15 protein-coding genes are annotated in these 15,739 nt (G+C 42.4%); 8 read left to right on the plus strand and 7 right to left on the minus strand.

Going from position 1 to position 15,739, the window contains the following annotated elements:
* The first annotated feature begins 6 nt into the window (after nucleotides 1-6).
* From AC19MV_RS16345 to AC19MV_RS16360, 4 genes are all read left to right on the plus strand, one after another.
* Complete coding sequence (locus AC19MV_RS16345; protein ID WP_432399428.1) at nucleotides 7-765, plus strand: threonine/serine exporter family protein; 759 nt, start codon at nucleotides 7-9, stop codon at nucleotides 763-765.
* Complete coding sequence (locus AC19MV_RS16350) at nucleotides 765-1,235, plus strand: threonine/serine exporter family protein (protein ID WP_432399427.1); 471 nt, start codon at nucleotides 765-767, stop codon at nucleotides 1,233-1,235. The genes AC19MV_RS16345 and AC19MV_RS16350 overlap by 1 nt, the downstream gene beginning before the upstream one ends.
* A 179-nt stretch (nucleotides 1,236-1,414) precedes the next feature.
* A complete protein-coding gene (gene folA, locus AC19MV_RS16355) occupies nucleotides 1,415-1,897 on the plus strand; it encodes a type 3 dihydrofolate reductase (protein WP_498308840.1) in 483 nt (160 codons plus the stop codon).
* A 97-nt stretch (nucleotides 1,898-1,994) separates the two neighbouring features.
* Nucleotides 1,995-2,399, plus strand: a complete 405-nt coding sequence (locus AC19MV_RS16360) for a DUF3718 domain-containing protein (RefSeq protein ID WP_498308842.1) — start codon at nucleotides 1,995-1,997, stop codon at nucleotides 2,397-2,399.
* Nucleotides 2,400-2,766: 367 nt separating this feature from the next.
* On the opposite strand, the gene AC19MV_RS16365 is transcribed toward AC19MV_RS16360, so the two are convergent.
* From AC19MV_RS16365 to lptD, 7 genes are all read right to left on the minus strand, one after another.
* Entirely contained in the window at nucleotides 2,767-4,788 is a 2,022-nt protein-coding gene (locus tag AC19MV_RS16365; protein WP_498308844.1) for a methyl-accepting chemotaxis protein, read from the minus strand.
* Between the two features lie 285 nt (nucleotides 4,789-5,073).
* On the minus strand, nucleotides 5,074-5,892 hold the full coding sequence (locus AC19MV_RS16370; RefSeq protein WP_432399423.1) for a symmetrical bis(5'-nucleosyl)-tetraphosphatase: 819 nt from the start codon (nucleotides 5,890-5,892) through the stop codon (nucleotides 5,074-5,076).
* A gap of 3 nt (nucleotides 5,893-5,895) precedes the next feature.
* Nucleotides 5,896-6,276: a Co2+/Mg2+ efflux facilitator ApaG/CorD gene (gene apaG / locus AC19MV_RS16375; RefSeq protein ID WP_432399422.1), complete on the minus strand. Its 381-nt coding sequence runs from the start codon at nucleotides 6,274-6,276 to the stop codon at nucleotides 5,896-5,898.
* Between the two features lie 55 nt (nucleotides 6,277-6,331).
* Nucleotides 6,332-7,138, minus strand: a complete 807-nt coding sequence (gene rsmA / locus AC19MV_RS16380) for a 16S rRNA (adenine(1518)-N(6)/adenine(1519)-N(6))-dimethyltransferase RsmA (RefSeq protein WP_432399421.1) — start codon at nucleotides 7,136-7,138, stop codon at nucleotides 6,332-6,334.
* Between the two features lie 9 nt (nucleotides 7,139-7,147).
* Entirely contained in the window at nucleotides 7,148-8,131 is a 984-nt protein-coding gene (gene pdxA / locus AC19MV_RS16385) for a 4-hydroxythreonine-4-phosphate dehydrogenase PdxA (RefSeq protein ID WP_498308846.1), read from the minus strand.
* A gap of 9 nt (nucleotides 8,132-8,140) precedes the next feature.
* On the minus strand, nucleotides 8,141-9,445 hold the full coding sequence (gene surA, locus AC19MV_RS16390; protein ID WP_498296947.1) for a peptidylprolyl isomerase SurA: 1,305 nt from the start codon (nucleotides 9,443-9,445) through the stop codon (nucleotides 8,141-8,143).
* A 143-nt stretch (nucleotides 9,446-9,588) separates the two neighbouring features.
* Complete coding sequence (gene lptD / locus AC19MV_RS16395; RefSeq protein WP_432399417.1) at nucleotides 9,589-11,889, minus strand: LPS assembly protein LptD; 2,301 nt, start codon at nucleotides 11,887-11,889, stop codon at nucleotides 9,589-9,591.
* A 143-nt stretch (nucleotides 11,890-12,032) separates the two neighbouring features.
* Between lptD and AC19MV_RS16400 the strand changes: the two genes are divergently transcribed.
* The 4 genes from AC19MV_RS16400 to AC19MV_RS16415 all read left to right on the plus strand — a co-directional run bounded on the left by AC19MV_RS16400 (nucleotide 12,033) and on the right by AC19MV_RS16415 (nucleotide 15,573).
* Nucleotides 12,033-13,073, plus strand: coding sequence for an aminoglycoside phosphotransferase family protein (locus AC19MV_RS16400; protein ID WP_498308848.1), 1,041 nt, complete (start codon nucleotides 12,033-12,035; stop codon nucleotides 13,071-13,073).
* Complete coding sequence (murU, locus tag AC19MV_RS16405; protein ID WP_498308850.1) at nucleotides 13,070-13,750, plus strand: N-acetylmuramate alpha-1-phosphate uridylyltransferase MurU; 681 nt, start codon at nucleotides 13,070-13,072, stop codon at nucleotides 13,748-13,750. The genes AC19MV_RS16400 and murU overlap by 4 nt, the downstream gene beginning before the upstream one ends.
* A 67-nt stretch (nucleotides 13,751-13,817) precedes the next feature.
* Complete coding sequence (gene djlA, locus AC19MV_RS16410; protein ID WP_432399414.1) at nucleotides 13,818-14,591, plus strand: co-chaperone DjlA; 774 nt, start codon at nucleotides 13,818-13,820, stop codon at nucleotides 14,589-14,591.
* A 28-nt stretch (nucleotides 14,592-14,619) separates the two neighbouring features.
* Nucleotides 14,620-15,573: a D-2-hydroxyacid dehydrogenase gene (locus AC19MV_RS16415; RefSeq protein ID WP_498308852.1), complete on the plus strand. Its 954-nt coding sequence runs from the start codon at nucleotides 14,620-14,622 to the stop codon at nucleotides 15,571-15,573.
* Nucleotides 15,574-15,739: the final 166 nt, after the last annotated feature.

The following is a 15,739-nucleotide window of genomic DNA, read 5'->3' on the forward strand; positions in this document are numbered from 1 at the left end:
GATATCGTGTACGCAGATAGCCAAAATGATATAACCCGTCTTGTAGTGCGCTGCGCGCAATTGCTGTTGGCCTATGGTGCTGAGTCTGATCTTGTTGAAGAGATCAGTCAGCGCCTTGGTAAAGCACTTGGGCTTGCCAGTATTGAGCTGTCTATTTCGTCTAATGCATTAGTGCTCACGAGCCTAGTGCATGGGCGTTGTATTACTACAACTCGGCGCATTCGAGCCCACGGCATTAATATGATGGTCATTTGCGAGCTTCAGCGCATATGCATCTTAGCTGAAAAAGGCATTTATGGTGCAAACGAAGTTAGACGTCGTTTAGCGCACATCAAACCTAAGTCTTACCCCGCAATAGCTGTTGTCCCCATGATCGGTTTATCTTGCGCCAGTTTTTGTCATTTGTTTGATGGTGACCTGATCGCGTGCATCATTACTTTTTTTGCCTCTTCTATCGGCATGATGGTGCGGTTATTTTTTGCCTCTAAGCACTTCAATCTTTTAGTTAACTTTTCAATTACAGCTTTTGTGATTACTGGCATTGCCCAAATTGGTTATCTTTGGCCGATAACTACCACTCCGCAAGCGACGATGGCTGCCAGCGTATTGATGTTAGTGCCCGGTTTTCCATTGATAAATGCGATTTCCGATATGGTGAAAGGCCACATGAATGTGGGCATTTCTCGTTGGGGTCATGCTACCTTGCTCACCCTCGCGTCGGTGATTGGCATTACTATTGCGATGCAGATGGGCGGAATTTTCTAATGCTATCTTTGTTAAGCATCTTATTACATGACGCTTTTTTCTCTGCAATACCTGCTGTGGGTTTTGCTATGGTGTTTAATGTACCTAAACGTTACTTGATTTACTGTGCGATTGCTGGCGCCATAGGTCATAGTTTTAGAACGCTACTATTGCAGTTCTCTATGCCGATAGAATGGGCAACGTTTGTTGCCGCAGCTGTTGTTGGGGTTATCACTATCCAGTTTGCTAAACGCCATTTAGCGCCACCGTTAATGTACGCTGTTGCGGCCATTATTCCTATGGTTCCCGGTACGTATGCTTTTAATACGGTAATCGCGCTCATTCAGTTAACCGCACAAAGCCAAGTGAGCCCAGAGTTAACTGCCCAAGTCATTCTAAATGGTTTAAAAACCGTCTTTATCCTAGGTGCGTTAGCCGTTGGATTAGCGTTACCAAGTTTGTTGTATTATCGCACTCGACCCATTATTTAATGTAATTGATGTTATAAACAGCTTCTAATCATACTAAATCAAACATTGAAATCGAGCCTCAAATTTAGGTGTAGAGTTGATGTTCGAATTTCTGCTAAGTACGATTCAATATCGTGGTTTTTCAACTAAGCATCTGGCTAAAATAAGTCTAAGCCATTATAGAAAAGGATTCTTTTACAATGCGTATCGCAATGATTGCCGCTATGGCAAATAATAGAGTGATTGGTAAAGACAATAAAATGCCTTGGCATTTACCTGAAGATTTACGCCATTTTAAAGCGATGACATTATCAAAACCTATCATTATGGGCCGTAAAACATATGAGTCTATTGGCCGGCCATTACCAGGGCGTCATAACATTGTGATTAGTCGTAATAGTCAGCTCGTTATAGACGGTGTCACTTGCGTCGTAAATTTTGAGCAAGCCTTGGCTGCCGCAGGTGATTGTGAAGAAGTGGTGGTTATTGGTGGTGGTCAACTTTACGAACAATTAATACCCCAAGCTGACATATTATATCTGACTATGATTGATTTAGACGTCGAGGGTGACACGCATTTTCCTGCTTGGGATGATGGTTCGTGGCATATTGAAAATTCAGAAACTTTAACAAACGACAAAGGATTGCAATATAGCTTTAACACTTTAGTGAAAAAGTGTTAAATTAATCACGTTTATACCCTGAAATTAAGATACATCAGCGAGCTTTACTGTCGACTGTATGTATAGCTATATAACTATAATGATAAAGGAGTGTCGGATGCGTCTATTGCCTGTGGCTATTGCAGCCCTGATTGCAGCATCTTTTGTGTCAACCCCTGCTGTTGCCAATACGGAACAATTAGTAGCAAACATTTGTGATTATGTTAAATCAGACGACAAAAATCGTTTACGTAAAAAAATGAAAGAAACTCGTGTCAAATTACGTAACGTGTATTCAAGCATTTCTTGTGATGGCAGCAGTTTATTGCGTACTGCCTACAGTTCAAATGCGAATGATGTCGGTGAGTTTATCGCAAAACGTATGCCATCGTCTGATCTAGCAGCCCCTGAAGCAGATGGCAAAACCATCTTAGATTGGGCTTCGGCTAATGGTCATGATGGTGGCCCTATCACTGCAGCGATTAAAGATCGTGTTGGTGGTGGTGCGGGTGATGAAGACTAAATAACCTGATATCAGGTTAAATAACCTCAACTCGGGATAATAAATGCCTTTCAAACAGTCCTTTGCCCCGCTAACTGCGTTGAATCGACTTACAATAGGCTAGCTATTGACGCTTCAATTCGCCTTGTTTGCGGAACAAATGACAAGCTTGAAAGTGAGATGGATTAACGTGTTGATTTTAAATAGCATAAGTTCATCCCTTATACCGAGTTCAGGTTAAATACGTAATGTAATACGTTCCAATAAAAAATACCGATAAGAAATTATCGGTATTTTTTTTATGTTTTTGCGGGCGAGAACGAAATAAAATTAGGCACAAAAAAGGCCCCTGGGGGCCTTTTATCCATATGTGACAATATGCTAGTAGTTATACTTTAAACTCTCGTACAGAGGCTTGTAACTCTTCTGCAAGCATTGCCACCTGATGACTTGATTGCGCTGTTTGATCTGCACCAGTGGCCGTTTCTTCAGATATAGATGCAATGTGTTCTAGTTTTTCTGATACTTGCTGGCTAACAATATTTTGCTCTTGTGCAGCATGGGCAATATGGTTACCCGAATCATAAGCTCTATGAACCGATTTACTGATGGTTTCTAGGGCAATGTTAGCTTGTTCATTTTTATCTACACAGCTGTTTGCTTGTGCGCGTCCAAGCTCCATCACCGCAACAGCTTCTTGGGTGCCGACTTGAAGGACTTCAATCATCTGCTGAATTTCACTGGTAGAATGTTGGGTGCGAGACGCAAGATTACGAACCTCGTCAGCCACCACAGCAAAACCGCGACCTTGTTCGCCCGCTCTGGCGGCTTCGATGGCCGCGTTTAAAGCCAGTAGGTTAGTTTGATCTGCAATGCCTCTGATGACATCTAAAATTGAACCAATTGAGGCACTGTCTGAGTGAACTTTGTTAATCACGATGCCTGCTTTAGCCACTTCTTCAGCCAATGCGAGGATGGTGTTTTTGCTTTCTTCGGCAAGCGAGCGCATGTGCTGGGCTTCTTGATCTGCTTGCTTGATTTCATTTAAAGCTTGATCGGCACTCATCGAAACCTGTTGTGCGCTAGAGCTTAGCTCTGTGGTAGCGGTCGCAACTTGATCAACCTGACTTTTTTGCTCTTGAATACCAATCGTGGTTTGCGAGGTAATGGCTGAAGTTTGCTCTGCTGCTGCCGCAAGCTGATTAGCGCGGTCAACAATACCTACAATTAAGCTTCTTAAGCTGTCGACTAAGCGGTTACAGTTTTTAGCCAGTTCGGCAAACTCATCATGGCCTGAATCATCTAACTTGTGAGTTAAGTCGCCAGACGCTAATACGTTTAAGGCCTGGTTAACTTTTTCTAAAGACTTGGTTAATGGGGTAATAACGGCAATACTGACCACAATGGCCACTACAATTGCAAACAGTACTACACCAAGCGTTTTATAAAAAGCTGAATCAATAATACTCAGTGCATCATTACTGATATCACTGGCAAAGTTATCAATCGATTTAGCTAATACAGTCATCATCGCATTGACATTTTTGGCGGCGATTTGTGTGTCATTTAACTGCTTTGTCGCGGCAAACTCGTGATTGAGCTGTTGCTGCTTTAGTGCAATGATTGAGTCATTACCATTAAGTAATTTAAAGACTTTTGCGCTTTCGACAGTCAAGTCTTCTAAAATTGAGCTGCTGATAACACCAGTACCTTGGCGGTTAATGTAGTCGATTTTAGTTGTTGCTTCGCTGACCATATAATCAAGTTCTTTAATGATAAGGTCATATTTGCTTTGCTCAGTTGTGGCAACTAAATCGTAAATAGTCGTAATAATATTAATTAATGTGCCATCAACTAAACTTGCAGACGCTGCTAAACTGCGCTCAGTTTCATCTTCACTGGTTTCTAAATCAATCACGTCGAGTAAAATGGACGATGAGTCATCGGCGGCATTCTCTAAATTACTGCGCATTGTTAATAATTTTTCTTGCAAGCTAAGTGCGCTTTCCCTTTCATTAAGCATGGTGTTTGCGCTAGCTTCGTACAGGTTATAGCTTTTATTCAATTCGTTTAATGGCTGTGCAAGTTGAGATTGTTGGCTGACTAAATTACCTAAACGAGTCATATCGCTTTTAAAGCGGTTGTCGAGGTCGATAAGCTTTTTCTCGATATCCGGAATTTTAGATGAGTGATTACTGTAGTAAGCCAGCACTGCTTCAATCTGTTGAGTGCTAAGGTTTTCACTTAAAATACTGGTCGCTTCTAACGCAGGTAGGCTGACCGTTTTAAGGATGGTTGTGCCGTCTTTGATACTGTTGTTACTGAGTAGAGTCACAACCCCGAGGACCACAAGTAACAGTGTTACAACGGTAAAACCGCCAATAACCCTGGTTGCTACATTAATTTTCATACAATACTCCGACTATTATTATTTGATCCTGGTTTTTATTATTAAGTGATTTTGATATTGAGTTGATTAACAAACACATGTTTCTCAGGCAAATTTTGTCAATGCTCAAATTTAATATCGGTCACTTTTCTGTGTAACAGTCTTTTAAGAGACTTTGTTGATTTACACGAATGGTATGTATTAAAACTTCACTTTTAGTTATAGGGTAGTTTGAGCTTTTACAGCATGCGCAGATAATCAATACGATTGTTATTGTTATCGGCAAATTGCTACTTTAGTTTAACGTTAAATTAACCTGTTTTGGGTAATTTTTTCATTCTTTTCAAGATGCCATAACGTGAGGTGTTCGCCCCAGCAACAGCCTGTGTCTAATGCCATAAAATGTGGCTGAGGAGTTTGACCCATCAAGGCGGCCCAATGACCAAACACGATAGTATTTTGCGGGGCACAGCGTGATGGAAATTCAAACCAGGGTGCGAGCTCAGCTGATGTTTGCTGTTGTGGTGGTGTTTTACACTTAAACTCAAGGCGGCCATCAGAATGCAAAAAACGCATTCGGGTCAATGCATTGATACAATAACGTAAACGATCAATACCGTGTAACTCACTTGACCACTGTTCTGAATCTTCAGTGTACATTTGTGCGATTAACGCCGTTAAATAATCATCTTGTTGTAGCGCAACGCTGACTTGCTTTGCTTCTTGTATCAGGGTGTCGATATCCCATTGTGGTGGGACGCCTGCATGCGTCATGATGATATTGTGTTCGGGCAATGTGCGAACTAACGGTTGTTGTCTTAGCCAATCGGTTAGTTGATTGATATCGGGTGCGTTAAGCAACTCACTAAGATGATCTTGCGGGTGAGGGCGTTTTAATTTGCCATGAAGTGCCAGTAAATGCAGATCATGATTGCCGAGTACCACTTTTGCGGAATTTTGCAGTGACTTAAAAAACCTTAATGTTGCCAAGGATTCAGTTCCTCGTGCGACTAAATCACCGACCGCCCACAACTCATCTTTAGATGGGGTAAAGTCTACTTTTTGTAACAGTAAGGTTAGCTCTGCAAAGCACCCTTGAATATCACCAACAAAATAGTGTGCCATGATTTACTGCAAAATGCCTGGAACGGCTAATCTAAACGCGGGAATAGCCGCTAAAAAACGTTTGCCTTGAGCATCTTCCATGCCATAAGACCCATGCATAAAGCCTACAGGTGTCTCCATGACTGTGCCACTCGAATACTGATATGCGGTATTAGGTGAAATCGTTGGGGTTTCACCCACCACGCCAGGGCCTTTGACTTCACTTTCTTTGCCATTAGCGTCGGTAATAATCCAATGACGATCTTTGAGTGTGACCTTGCTATCACCTAAATTGATGATGGTAATGGTATAACTAAAAAGGAATTTGTTGTCGGCAACATCAGATTGTTGTTCTAGATATTGGGTGTCGACTTTTATTTTTATCGGTGATTCGCCTTGGCTCATTCTACATCCTGTCTTTAAAACAAAAGGGCATGCTCGTATTGGCATGCCCTTATTATTACTTTTTGTTGTCACACAGTAAATTAGCCATCTCAACATACTGCGGAACACTGATTTGTTCTGGCCGCATACTGGAGTCGATGTTTAATGACGCAAAATCATCATCAGACAATAGGGCTTTTAGATTATTGCGCAATGTTTTGCGGCGCATACTAAACGCTGTAGAACATAAGTGACGTAGTACATTCACATCTTTACATGGCCAAGGTTTAACTTCGTATGGCAATAAACGCACTACTGCTGAGTCAACTTTAGGTGCCGGTGTAAAGCAGTGTGGTGGCACTTCAAGTACCGGAACTACCTGACAGAAGTACTGTGCCATAACGGTTAAACGACCGTAGGCTTTAGTGCCGGGGCTGGCTGATAAACGCAACACCACTTCTTTTTGTAGCATGAAGTGCATCGTTTCAATTTGTTCCGCAAACTCAAACAAATGGAACATCAATGGCGTTGAAATATTATAAGGCAAATTACCAAATACTTTCATCTTTTTGCCAGGCTGTTGTAATTTCGAAAAATCAAACTGCAGCGCGTCACCTTGATGAATGGTTAGCTTGTCTTTAAGTATGGGATGCTTTTGTAAACGTTCTACTAAATCACGGTCTAATTCAACAACGGTTAGGTTATCGATGGTGTCTGCAACCGGTTCGGTTAATGCACCAAGACCAGGACCAATTTCAATCATCACATGATCGTTGTCAGGTGCAATAGCACCAACGATACTGCTGATCACACCTTGATCGGTAAGAAAGTTTTGTCCAAAACGTTTTCTGGCCGTGTGGCCTAAATGTACTTTATTGCTCATTAAAATGGGTTACTTACTTTTTGAGGCCAATTCGATGGCTTTGTTTAATGCACAGGTAAAACTGCCGCTATCCGCTTTTCCGGTACCCGCTAGTTCAAGCGCTGTACCATGGTCGACTGAGGTGCGAATATAAGGTAAACCTAGAGTGATATTGACCGACTTGCCAAATCCTAAAGATTTAAGCACAGGTAATCCTTGGTCATGATACATGGCGAGTACCACGTCAGCTTGTTCAAGATACTTTGGCTGGAATAGAGTATCTGCTGGCAACGGGCCAACAATATCCATACCTTGCGCACGTAACTCGTTTAGCGCGGGGATCATGGTATCAATTTCTTCACGACCTAAATGGCCGTCTTCTCCTGCATGCGGGTTTAAACCACAGACATAAATTTTGGGTGAGCCTAAACCAAATTTACTCACCAGTTCGCGGTGCAAAATGCTAATGATGTGGTGCAATCTGTCACGTGTTATCGCTTTAGCCACATACGCTAATGGGATATGCGTAGTCATTAAGGCAACTTGTAACCCCGGCGTGGCTAACATCATAACCACATCTGCACAGTTGGCTTGCAACGCAAAAAACTCGGTATGACCACTAAATGGGATGCCGGCTTGATTGATTATGCCTTTGTGCACGGGACCCGTAACGACAGCATCAAATTCATTAGACATGTTTTTTTCGCCAGCGTAACGCAAGGTATCAACAACATAAGCGCTGTTGGCTTCGTTTAATACCCCACATTCACAAGGCTCAGCTAATGCAAAAGGCACTATGGTTAAGGTGCCTGCTGCTTGAGGTTGTGGCGGTTGTGACGGTTGATAAGGTTTGAGTTGCAAAGGGAGTCCAAGTAATTTGGCTCTGCTCATCAATAAATCTGGATCGGCACAAACAACTAACTCAGCAGGCCAAGCCTGCTGAGCGAGTTTGATGACTAAGTCGGGGCCAATGCTTGCTGGTTCACCGGGAGTAATAGCAATACGTTTAGTCATTGATCTTGCTTAACCTCGTTTTGTTTCAGGCTCAATAATTTCAATATAAGCTTCAGAGCGCATTTCATCTAACCAGTTTTGTAATTCTTCGTTAAATTTACGACGGAAAATTAACTGATGTGCTCGGTTACTGTTAAATTGATCCGTTGCATCAGTTGTGCGACGAGATTCAAGTTGCACAATATGCCAGCCGTGTGTAGTACGGAATGGCTCACTGATTTGACCTTCGCTTAAACTGGCTAATGTTTGAGAGAATTCAGGCACGTACATACCTGGATCTGCCCAACCTAATTCACCGCCTTTTGCCCCTGAACCTGGATCTTCAGAATACTGTTTAGCTAACTTAGCAAAGTCGGCTTCACCACTACGTACTTGGACTAAAAAGTTGTCTAGCATCGCTTTAGCACGGTCTTCCGATAAAATCGGTGATGGCTTTAGTAGAATGTGGCGTGATTTAACTTCAGACACTTCTTGAGTTTGCAGTCCGCGGGTGTCGATGACTTTAATAATGTGGAAACCAGAACCCGATTTGATTGGACCAATAATATCGCCTTTCTTAGCGCTATTGACCACTTCAGCAAACAAGGTTGGCATTTCATTGATGTTCATGAAATCCCAAATACCGCCTTCAAGGGCTTTAGGGCCTGAAGATGATGCAATAGCAGTGCTGCGGAAATCATCACCTTCATTTAGGCGTTTTAGGACGATTTCAGCACGGCGACTTGAACTTTCTAGTTGCTCACTGCTTGGGTTACTTGGTACTTCAATTAAGATGTGACCGATTTGAAATTCAACATCCTTTAAGCCTTGTTCTTCAATGAGTTTGACTAGGCCACTGATTTCTTGAGGCGATACTTGAATACGACGTTGCACTTGAATACGTTGAATTTCACCTAAAGTGACTTCTTGACGCAACTGTTCACGATATTGGCTAAAGCTAGTGCCTTCGCTTTCAATGGATTGTTGCATCTGCGCCACAGACATTTTTTGTTCTTTGGCGATATTTTCGATGGTTTGGTCTAATTGGAGATCACCAATTTGTAAACCAATACGCTCAGCCATTTGCATTTGCAAGTGGGTTAAAATGAGACGTTCAATAACCTGAGTACGCAATGCTTCATCTGATGGCAGGGTTTGATTCGCTGCTTTTGCGTTAGCTCGAACAGTGGTAATCATATTCTTGATTTCACTTTCGAGAACAATACCATCGTTAATTTGAACTGATACGCGGTCTAATGTTACTGGTGCTGCAACACTGGTTTGGCTCATTGCCAGTGCGAGTAATGCAAAAATCATTTTTTTACTGTGTTTCATCCACAAAATCCTTGGCACATTCGATTCAATAAAACTGGCAATACATCGCCAAAATAAGGTTACTACTTCATACTCAACAGCATGTTTGTTGTTATTGGACTATGAGTTTATCGCTAGGTTCAGCAATCTATCACAAAAGATTACTAATTCCTCAAGTAAAGTGGCTTACGGTAGTTAAATAAGCCTTCGTTTAGCATGTCTGCGACGCCTAACGGACCAGCCCCCCCCAAGCCTTTAATGACAAAGTTTAGGTATACGCCACTTTCAAACTCTTCACGTCCGTCAATGGTTTCTGATAAGTCATCATCGTAATTAGTATTGATACGATAATGGTAACTTAAGCGGACTGCCCAGCAACATGATTCGTATTGTACACCCGTGTAGGTTTCAATATTACGAGATTCGTTGAGGTCGTAATAGTAGTTACCCACAAAATATAAGCTGTCTGTTAATGGCCAAGAAGTACGAACACCCGCCTGTGAAATATCCACCTGGTCATTGGTGTTGGTATTTAATAGGTCTGGCACAAAGCGATAGCTTAACTGCAATAGTTTATCTTCACTTGGTCGATAATCTAAGGTGACCTCATTCTTTTTGTTATCGCCTGTTTCAGTATCATGCTGCACTGAACCGCTAATAAACCAATCATTATACAGTTGCGCATCTAATTCAGCGGCTAAAACAGATGTTGAGGGCGAGGTTTCTTCATAAGTATTATCCAGACTGACTTTAGATGATTCCAAATACATAATCTGGCCTACACTGAACTTCAATTTTTCGCGGTTACTTTGGTCAAACAAGCGTGTGGTAAAACCAAGTGTGAATTGGTTAGCGTCGGCAACGCGGTCTAAACCTGAGTATTGACGATCACGGAACAAACCATAGTAATCTTCTTGTAGTTCTGCGGTGTCGTAAATACCAATATTTGATTGATCTTCATAACCCACATAAAGATATTGGATTTGCGGTTCCAGCGTTTGACGGTATTGCTCATCAAACCATTGCGTGGCACGTTCAAAATTAACCTGGCCATGCAAGCGTGCCTGTGGAATGGTGCGGCTTACCGAATCATCTAAGGTTGAATCCTGGTCGAGGTTTTGCTGCCAATATTGGGTTTGCAGCATTTTTACTTCGCTGGTAAATGAACCCGCAGGCCCCTGAATTGGCCAAATTAAACTCGGTACTAGGTGTAAACGCGTGGCGGTATTATATTCGCTTTGCTGATGGCTAAAGTTGGTGAGTTCGGAATTAAACTTAAAATCGATAGCATCAAATATGTCGGCAGTACGATAGTTAAAGTTGAGCTGTGGCATCACTTGATAAGGTTTTTCATCTTCGCCAAGCACTTTAATGTCTTGTACTCGCATGTTGAAATCCCAATTGCGTTCAAAATAACTGGCTTCGCCAATACGCGATATTTGGTTGTCGGTTGACTGATTAACATCTGAGTTTAAATCGTTAAAGTAATTGTTATCTGATACATCGGTATAGTCTGATCTGACGCGCCAATTTTTGTTTATCGCGCCTTGATGACTCCAATGATACAAATAACGATCTTCATTTGAGGCTAATTTGTCATCGCTGCCTAAATACTCAACATTAAATTGTCCGTTTTGTTGCTCACCGGCAAGATAACGAAATTCAGTTTTGGTAAACAATCCACGTGATGACATCAAGTCTGGGGTAAACGTTAAGTCGTATTCTGGTGCAATGTTCCAGTAATAAGGTGTGCTAATTTCGACACCGTTAGTGGTACTGGTGCTAAAGCTTGGAAATAAAAAGCCGGTTTTACGTTTATCAGATACAGGCACAGTCATATAAGGAATATACAGTACCGGCACATCGGCAATTCTTAACTTGGCATTCCAAATCTCGCCCCATTCTTCTTTACTGTCAATTTTGATCATGTCTGCTTCAAGTAGCCACGATTCATCGCCAGGTGGGCAAGTGGTAAAGTTAGTTTTGGTTAGCAATAAATTGTTATCTGAAGTGATTTGTAACTTACTTGCTTCGCCGTGCACTTGCTGACCATGAAGCCAGTATTGTGCTTTTTGCAGCGTTGCGCTGTTCGTGCTCATTTGGGCTTCTAACGAATCCGCGGTAACGGTAAATAATTCATCTTTAAAGATTAAGTTACCGTTGGCGTTTAAGCGTTGATTTTTTTGATCCAAAATAGCACTGTCGGCAGCAATATGACGTTGGCCCTGACTGAAACTCACATCGCCAGTAAATTGCGCTTGGTTATTAAATGCTGCAGTAGAATAGTCGCTGATAATAACGATTTGATCGTCATCAATACCGGTTAACGCCGCTCTGTCTTCAAATGAACGAGAAACCGGAGGCGCAACAAAGCATTGCGTTATCGGCTCTTCAGTCGTTTCAACTTCTTCAGCTAAAACAATATTGGGGAGTAGGCATAGTGCCAGAAAGTAACGGATCTGCATTGTTGTCAATAATTTATGAATTCTAATGTCGGAAAGTTTTGGAGAGAAAAAGATACTCAGCTAAATAAAACATTCCATTCTTTAGCTGTTTCCAAATGTTATGCTGGCTATAATAAAGCAATTTTTCGTGAAGAGCCATTGAGATGAGTTTAACTGACCCAAGATTTGTCGCCTTAAGCCACTGGTTAAACCAATATTTTGCCGACCAAGTTACTGCTAGCCTAATTTGCGGAGATGCCAGTTTTCGTCGTTATTTTCGCATTGAGCATTTAGGCAAACATTACATTGTCGCGGATTCGCCAATCGATTTAGTGCCCATAGCCCCCTTCGTCGCGATGGCAAAAGCGTATCAAACAGCAGGGTTATTAGTGCCCCAAGTGTTGGCAACCTGCAATGAGCAAGGGTTTGTGTTACAAACTGACGTTGGTGAACAGCAGTTGTTATCTGTGCTTAATCAACACAATGTGACCGACTATTACCAGCAAGCGCTCAATTTATTGCCGACCATTGCCAGTGTGACTCACACAGAGCTTGGCCCCTTAACTGATTATAATGCAGAGTTTGTTCAACGCGAGTTGATGATATTTGTTGATTGGTTAGTTAATACGCACATAGATTACACATTAACAGACAATGAACAGCAAATGATTGCCAATACCTTTGAAGCATTGACACAAAGTGCGATGTCACAACCTAAGGTGGGCATGCATCGCGACTATCACAGCCGTAATTTATTGCTCAATGAAAATGCACTTGCGGTGATTGATTTTCAAGATGCGGTACTTGGACCTATTACTTACGATGCGGTGTCATTATTGCGTGATTGCTATGTACGTTGGCCTGCAAAACAAGTGGATGAATTAATGCAGTACCATTTTCAGTTGATTAAGTCGCATCAACTTATCGACGATACAGTCGACTTTGCAACTTATCAGCAATGGTTTGATTTAATGGGAATACAACGTCATATAAAAGCGGCCGGCATTTTTGCACGCTTGTATCATCGTGATGGCAAACCCGGTTACTTGGCTGATATTCCGTTAACCTTGCAATATATTGTCGATATTGGTTCGCAATACCCAAAAATTGCAGAATTTAGTGCCTGGGTGAATAGTGTTATCGTGCCAAGATTGTCGCAGTGTTCAGCGATTAACCTTGAAAATCAAGTTGAGCATAACGCATGAAAGCGATGATTTTGGCTGCGGGGCGAGGCGAACGATTACGCCCATTAACAGATACATTGCCAAAACCCTTGGTGAGTGTGGCGGGCAAGCCCTTAATTGAGTATCACCTTGAAAAGCTTGCACTGTTAGGTGTGAAACAGGTGGTGATAAACCATGCATGGTTAGGCCATAAGTTGCCCGAAATGCTTGGTGATGGCCAGCGCTGGGGTTTAGAAATTAGCTATAGTGCTGAAACCGAAGCATTAGAAACAGCTGGCGGGATTAAACAGGCGCTTACCTTGCTCGGAAATGATCCATTTTTAGTGATTAATGGTGATGTGTTTATTGATTGCTTACCGGATTTTAGTGCGGCATATGAGCAAGTCTCGCAAGGACATGTGGCAGCATTTTTGTGGCTAGTTGATAACCCGGAACATCATCCACAAGGCGATTTTGCGATTGAAGCGAATGCCAAGCTCAGCTTAACTGAAACAGGCAAACTGACTTTTTCAGGATTAGGCATTTATCATCCGCAGTTTTTTGAGGCTTTACCTGCGGGTAAACAGGCATTAGGCCCATTGCTTAAACAGGCGATTGCTCAGCAAACGATTGCAGGTGAATATTTTAATAGCTATTGGTGCGATGTCGGCACGTTAGCAAGGCTTGAGCAGCTGCAAAACAGATTACAGACTCAATAGAAGAGTGACTGATAACGTCAAAATACATGGCGTGTAGATTTAACTATTAAATACAGCGGAAGGTAAAATGCGCATTTGGGGTAAAGTTTTTGGGTTTATTATCGGCTTTATGTTCGGTCGTTTTTTTGGTGCATTTTTAGGACTGTGGCTTGGGCATGCATACGATAAACGCCAAGGTCTGTCGTCATTAATGCGCAAAGGCAGCGAACGTCAGGCGATGTTTTTTAATGCGACGTTTGCGGTCATGGGGCATGTGGCCAAAGCGTCTGGTCGCGTGACCGAAAATGATATTCGTATTGCGACCATGCTTATGGACCAGCTGAAATTATCTGGTCAATCACGTATTGATGCCCAAGAAGCGTTTAGGCAAGGGCGACAAGCGGACTTTGATTTACCTAAGCAGTTAGAACAATTTCGTCATGTGATTCAGGGACGCGCCGAATTAGCGCAAATGTTTTTGGAGATCCAAATCCAAACGGCATTGTCTGACGGTGAATTGCACACAAACGAGAAACAAATACTATCGGTTATCGCCAATAAGTTGGGTATGGCATCGCAACTAGATGCGATGCTGGCACGTTGGCAAGCTGAGTTTAGCCATCATCAATCGCCACAGGGCAATAAAATGCCACTGACCGACGCTTATGTCATGTTAGGTATATCTGAGTCGGCAAGCGACCAAGAGATTAAACGCTCTTATCGTAAATTAATGAACGAGCATCACCCAGATAAGCTTGTGGCCAAAGGCTTACCAGAAGAAATGATGGCCTTAGCCAAAACCAAAGCGCAAGATATTCAAGCCGCTTATGAGCGCATTAAAACATCGCGTTCAATGCGTTAATATTTTACCTAAAGGATTGAGGTTGTTCATGAAAATAGTGGTACTCGACGGTTATACGCTTAACCCTGGTGATCTAGATTGGCAAGCATTACACACTTTGGGTGAGTGTGACATTTACGATCATACCCTAGCTGATGAGGTTGTTAACCGCTGTCAGGGTGCACAGATTGTATTAACCAACAAAACCGTACTTAATGCGCAAACGCTCAGCCAATTAGGGCAACTGCGTTATATTGGTGTATTGGCAACAGGCACGAATGTTGTTGATATTCATAGTGCAAGTCAGCATCAAATTACCGTAACCAATATTCCCGCCTACGGCCCTGATGCCGTAGCACAAATGGTGTTTGCCCATATTCTGCATCATCACCAACAAGTGGCATTACATGACCAAGCTGTAAAAGCGGGGCAGTGGAGTGCCAGTCGAGATTTTTGTTTTACCTTAAGTCCATTAACCTCATTGAAAGGGTTAACGTTAGGTGTGGTCGGTTATGGCGATATTGGCCAACAAGTGGCTAACTTGGGTGTCGCTTTTGGAATGAAGGTGTTGATCACCAGTGCCAAGCCTAAAACGGGCCTACCTGAGACGATTCAATGGTGTGAACGCGATACCTTACTAGCACAAGCTGACATTATTTCGCTTCATTGCCCGCTAAGTGCTGCCACCCAATACATGATAAACAGAGATAGTTTAGGGCTACTTAAGCCGGGGTGCTTGTTAGTCAATACCGCCCGCGGCGATTTAATTAATGAAACCGATTTAGCGCAGTGGCTTAATCAAAATAACGGCTTTGCCGCGGTTGATGTGTTATCCACTGAGCCGCCAAGCCCAGAGAATCCGTTGTTAAGTGCTGCCAATATTACCATTACGCCGCACATCGCCTGGGCAACCTTGCAAGCAAGGCAAAACCTACTCAATATTGCGGTTAATAATGTGAAGCAGTTTCAGCTAGGTAAAACCGTTAACTGCGTTAACAGCTAACGTTGTATTCGGTCGTTGTTGGATGGCGAAAATCATTTACGGCTGAGCTATAGTTGAACGATACAAAAGAAAGCCGCAATGATTTGCGGCTTTCATGTTTTTATACTCAAGGTTGCTAACTATGCTCAAGGCGACCCACTACAGCTCAAGGCTTTTCATTCGCTCA

The sequence above is a fragment of the Shewanella sp. MF05913 genome, from assembly GCF_059758095.1.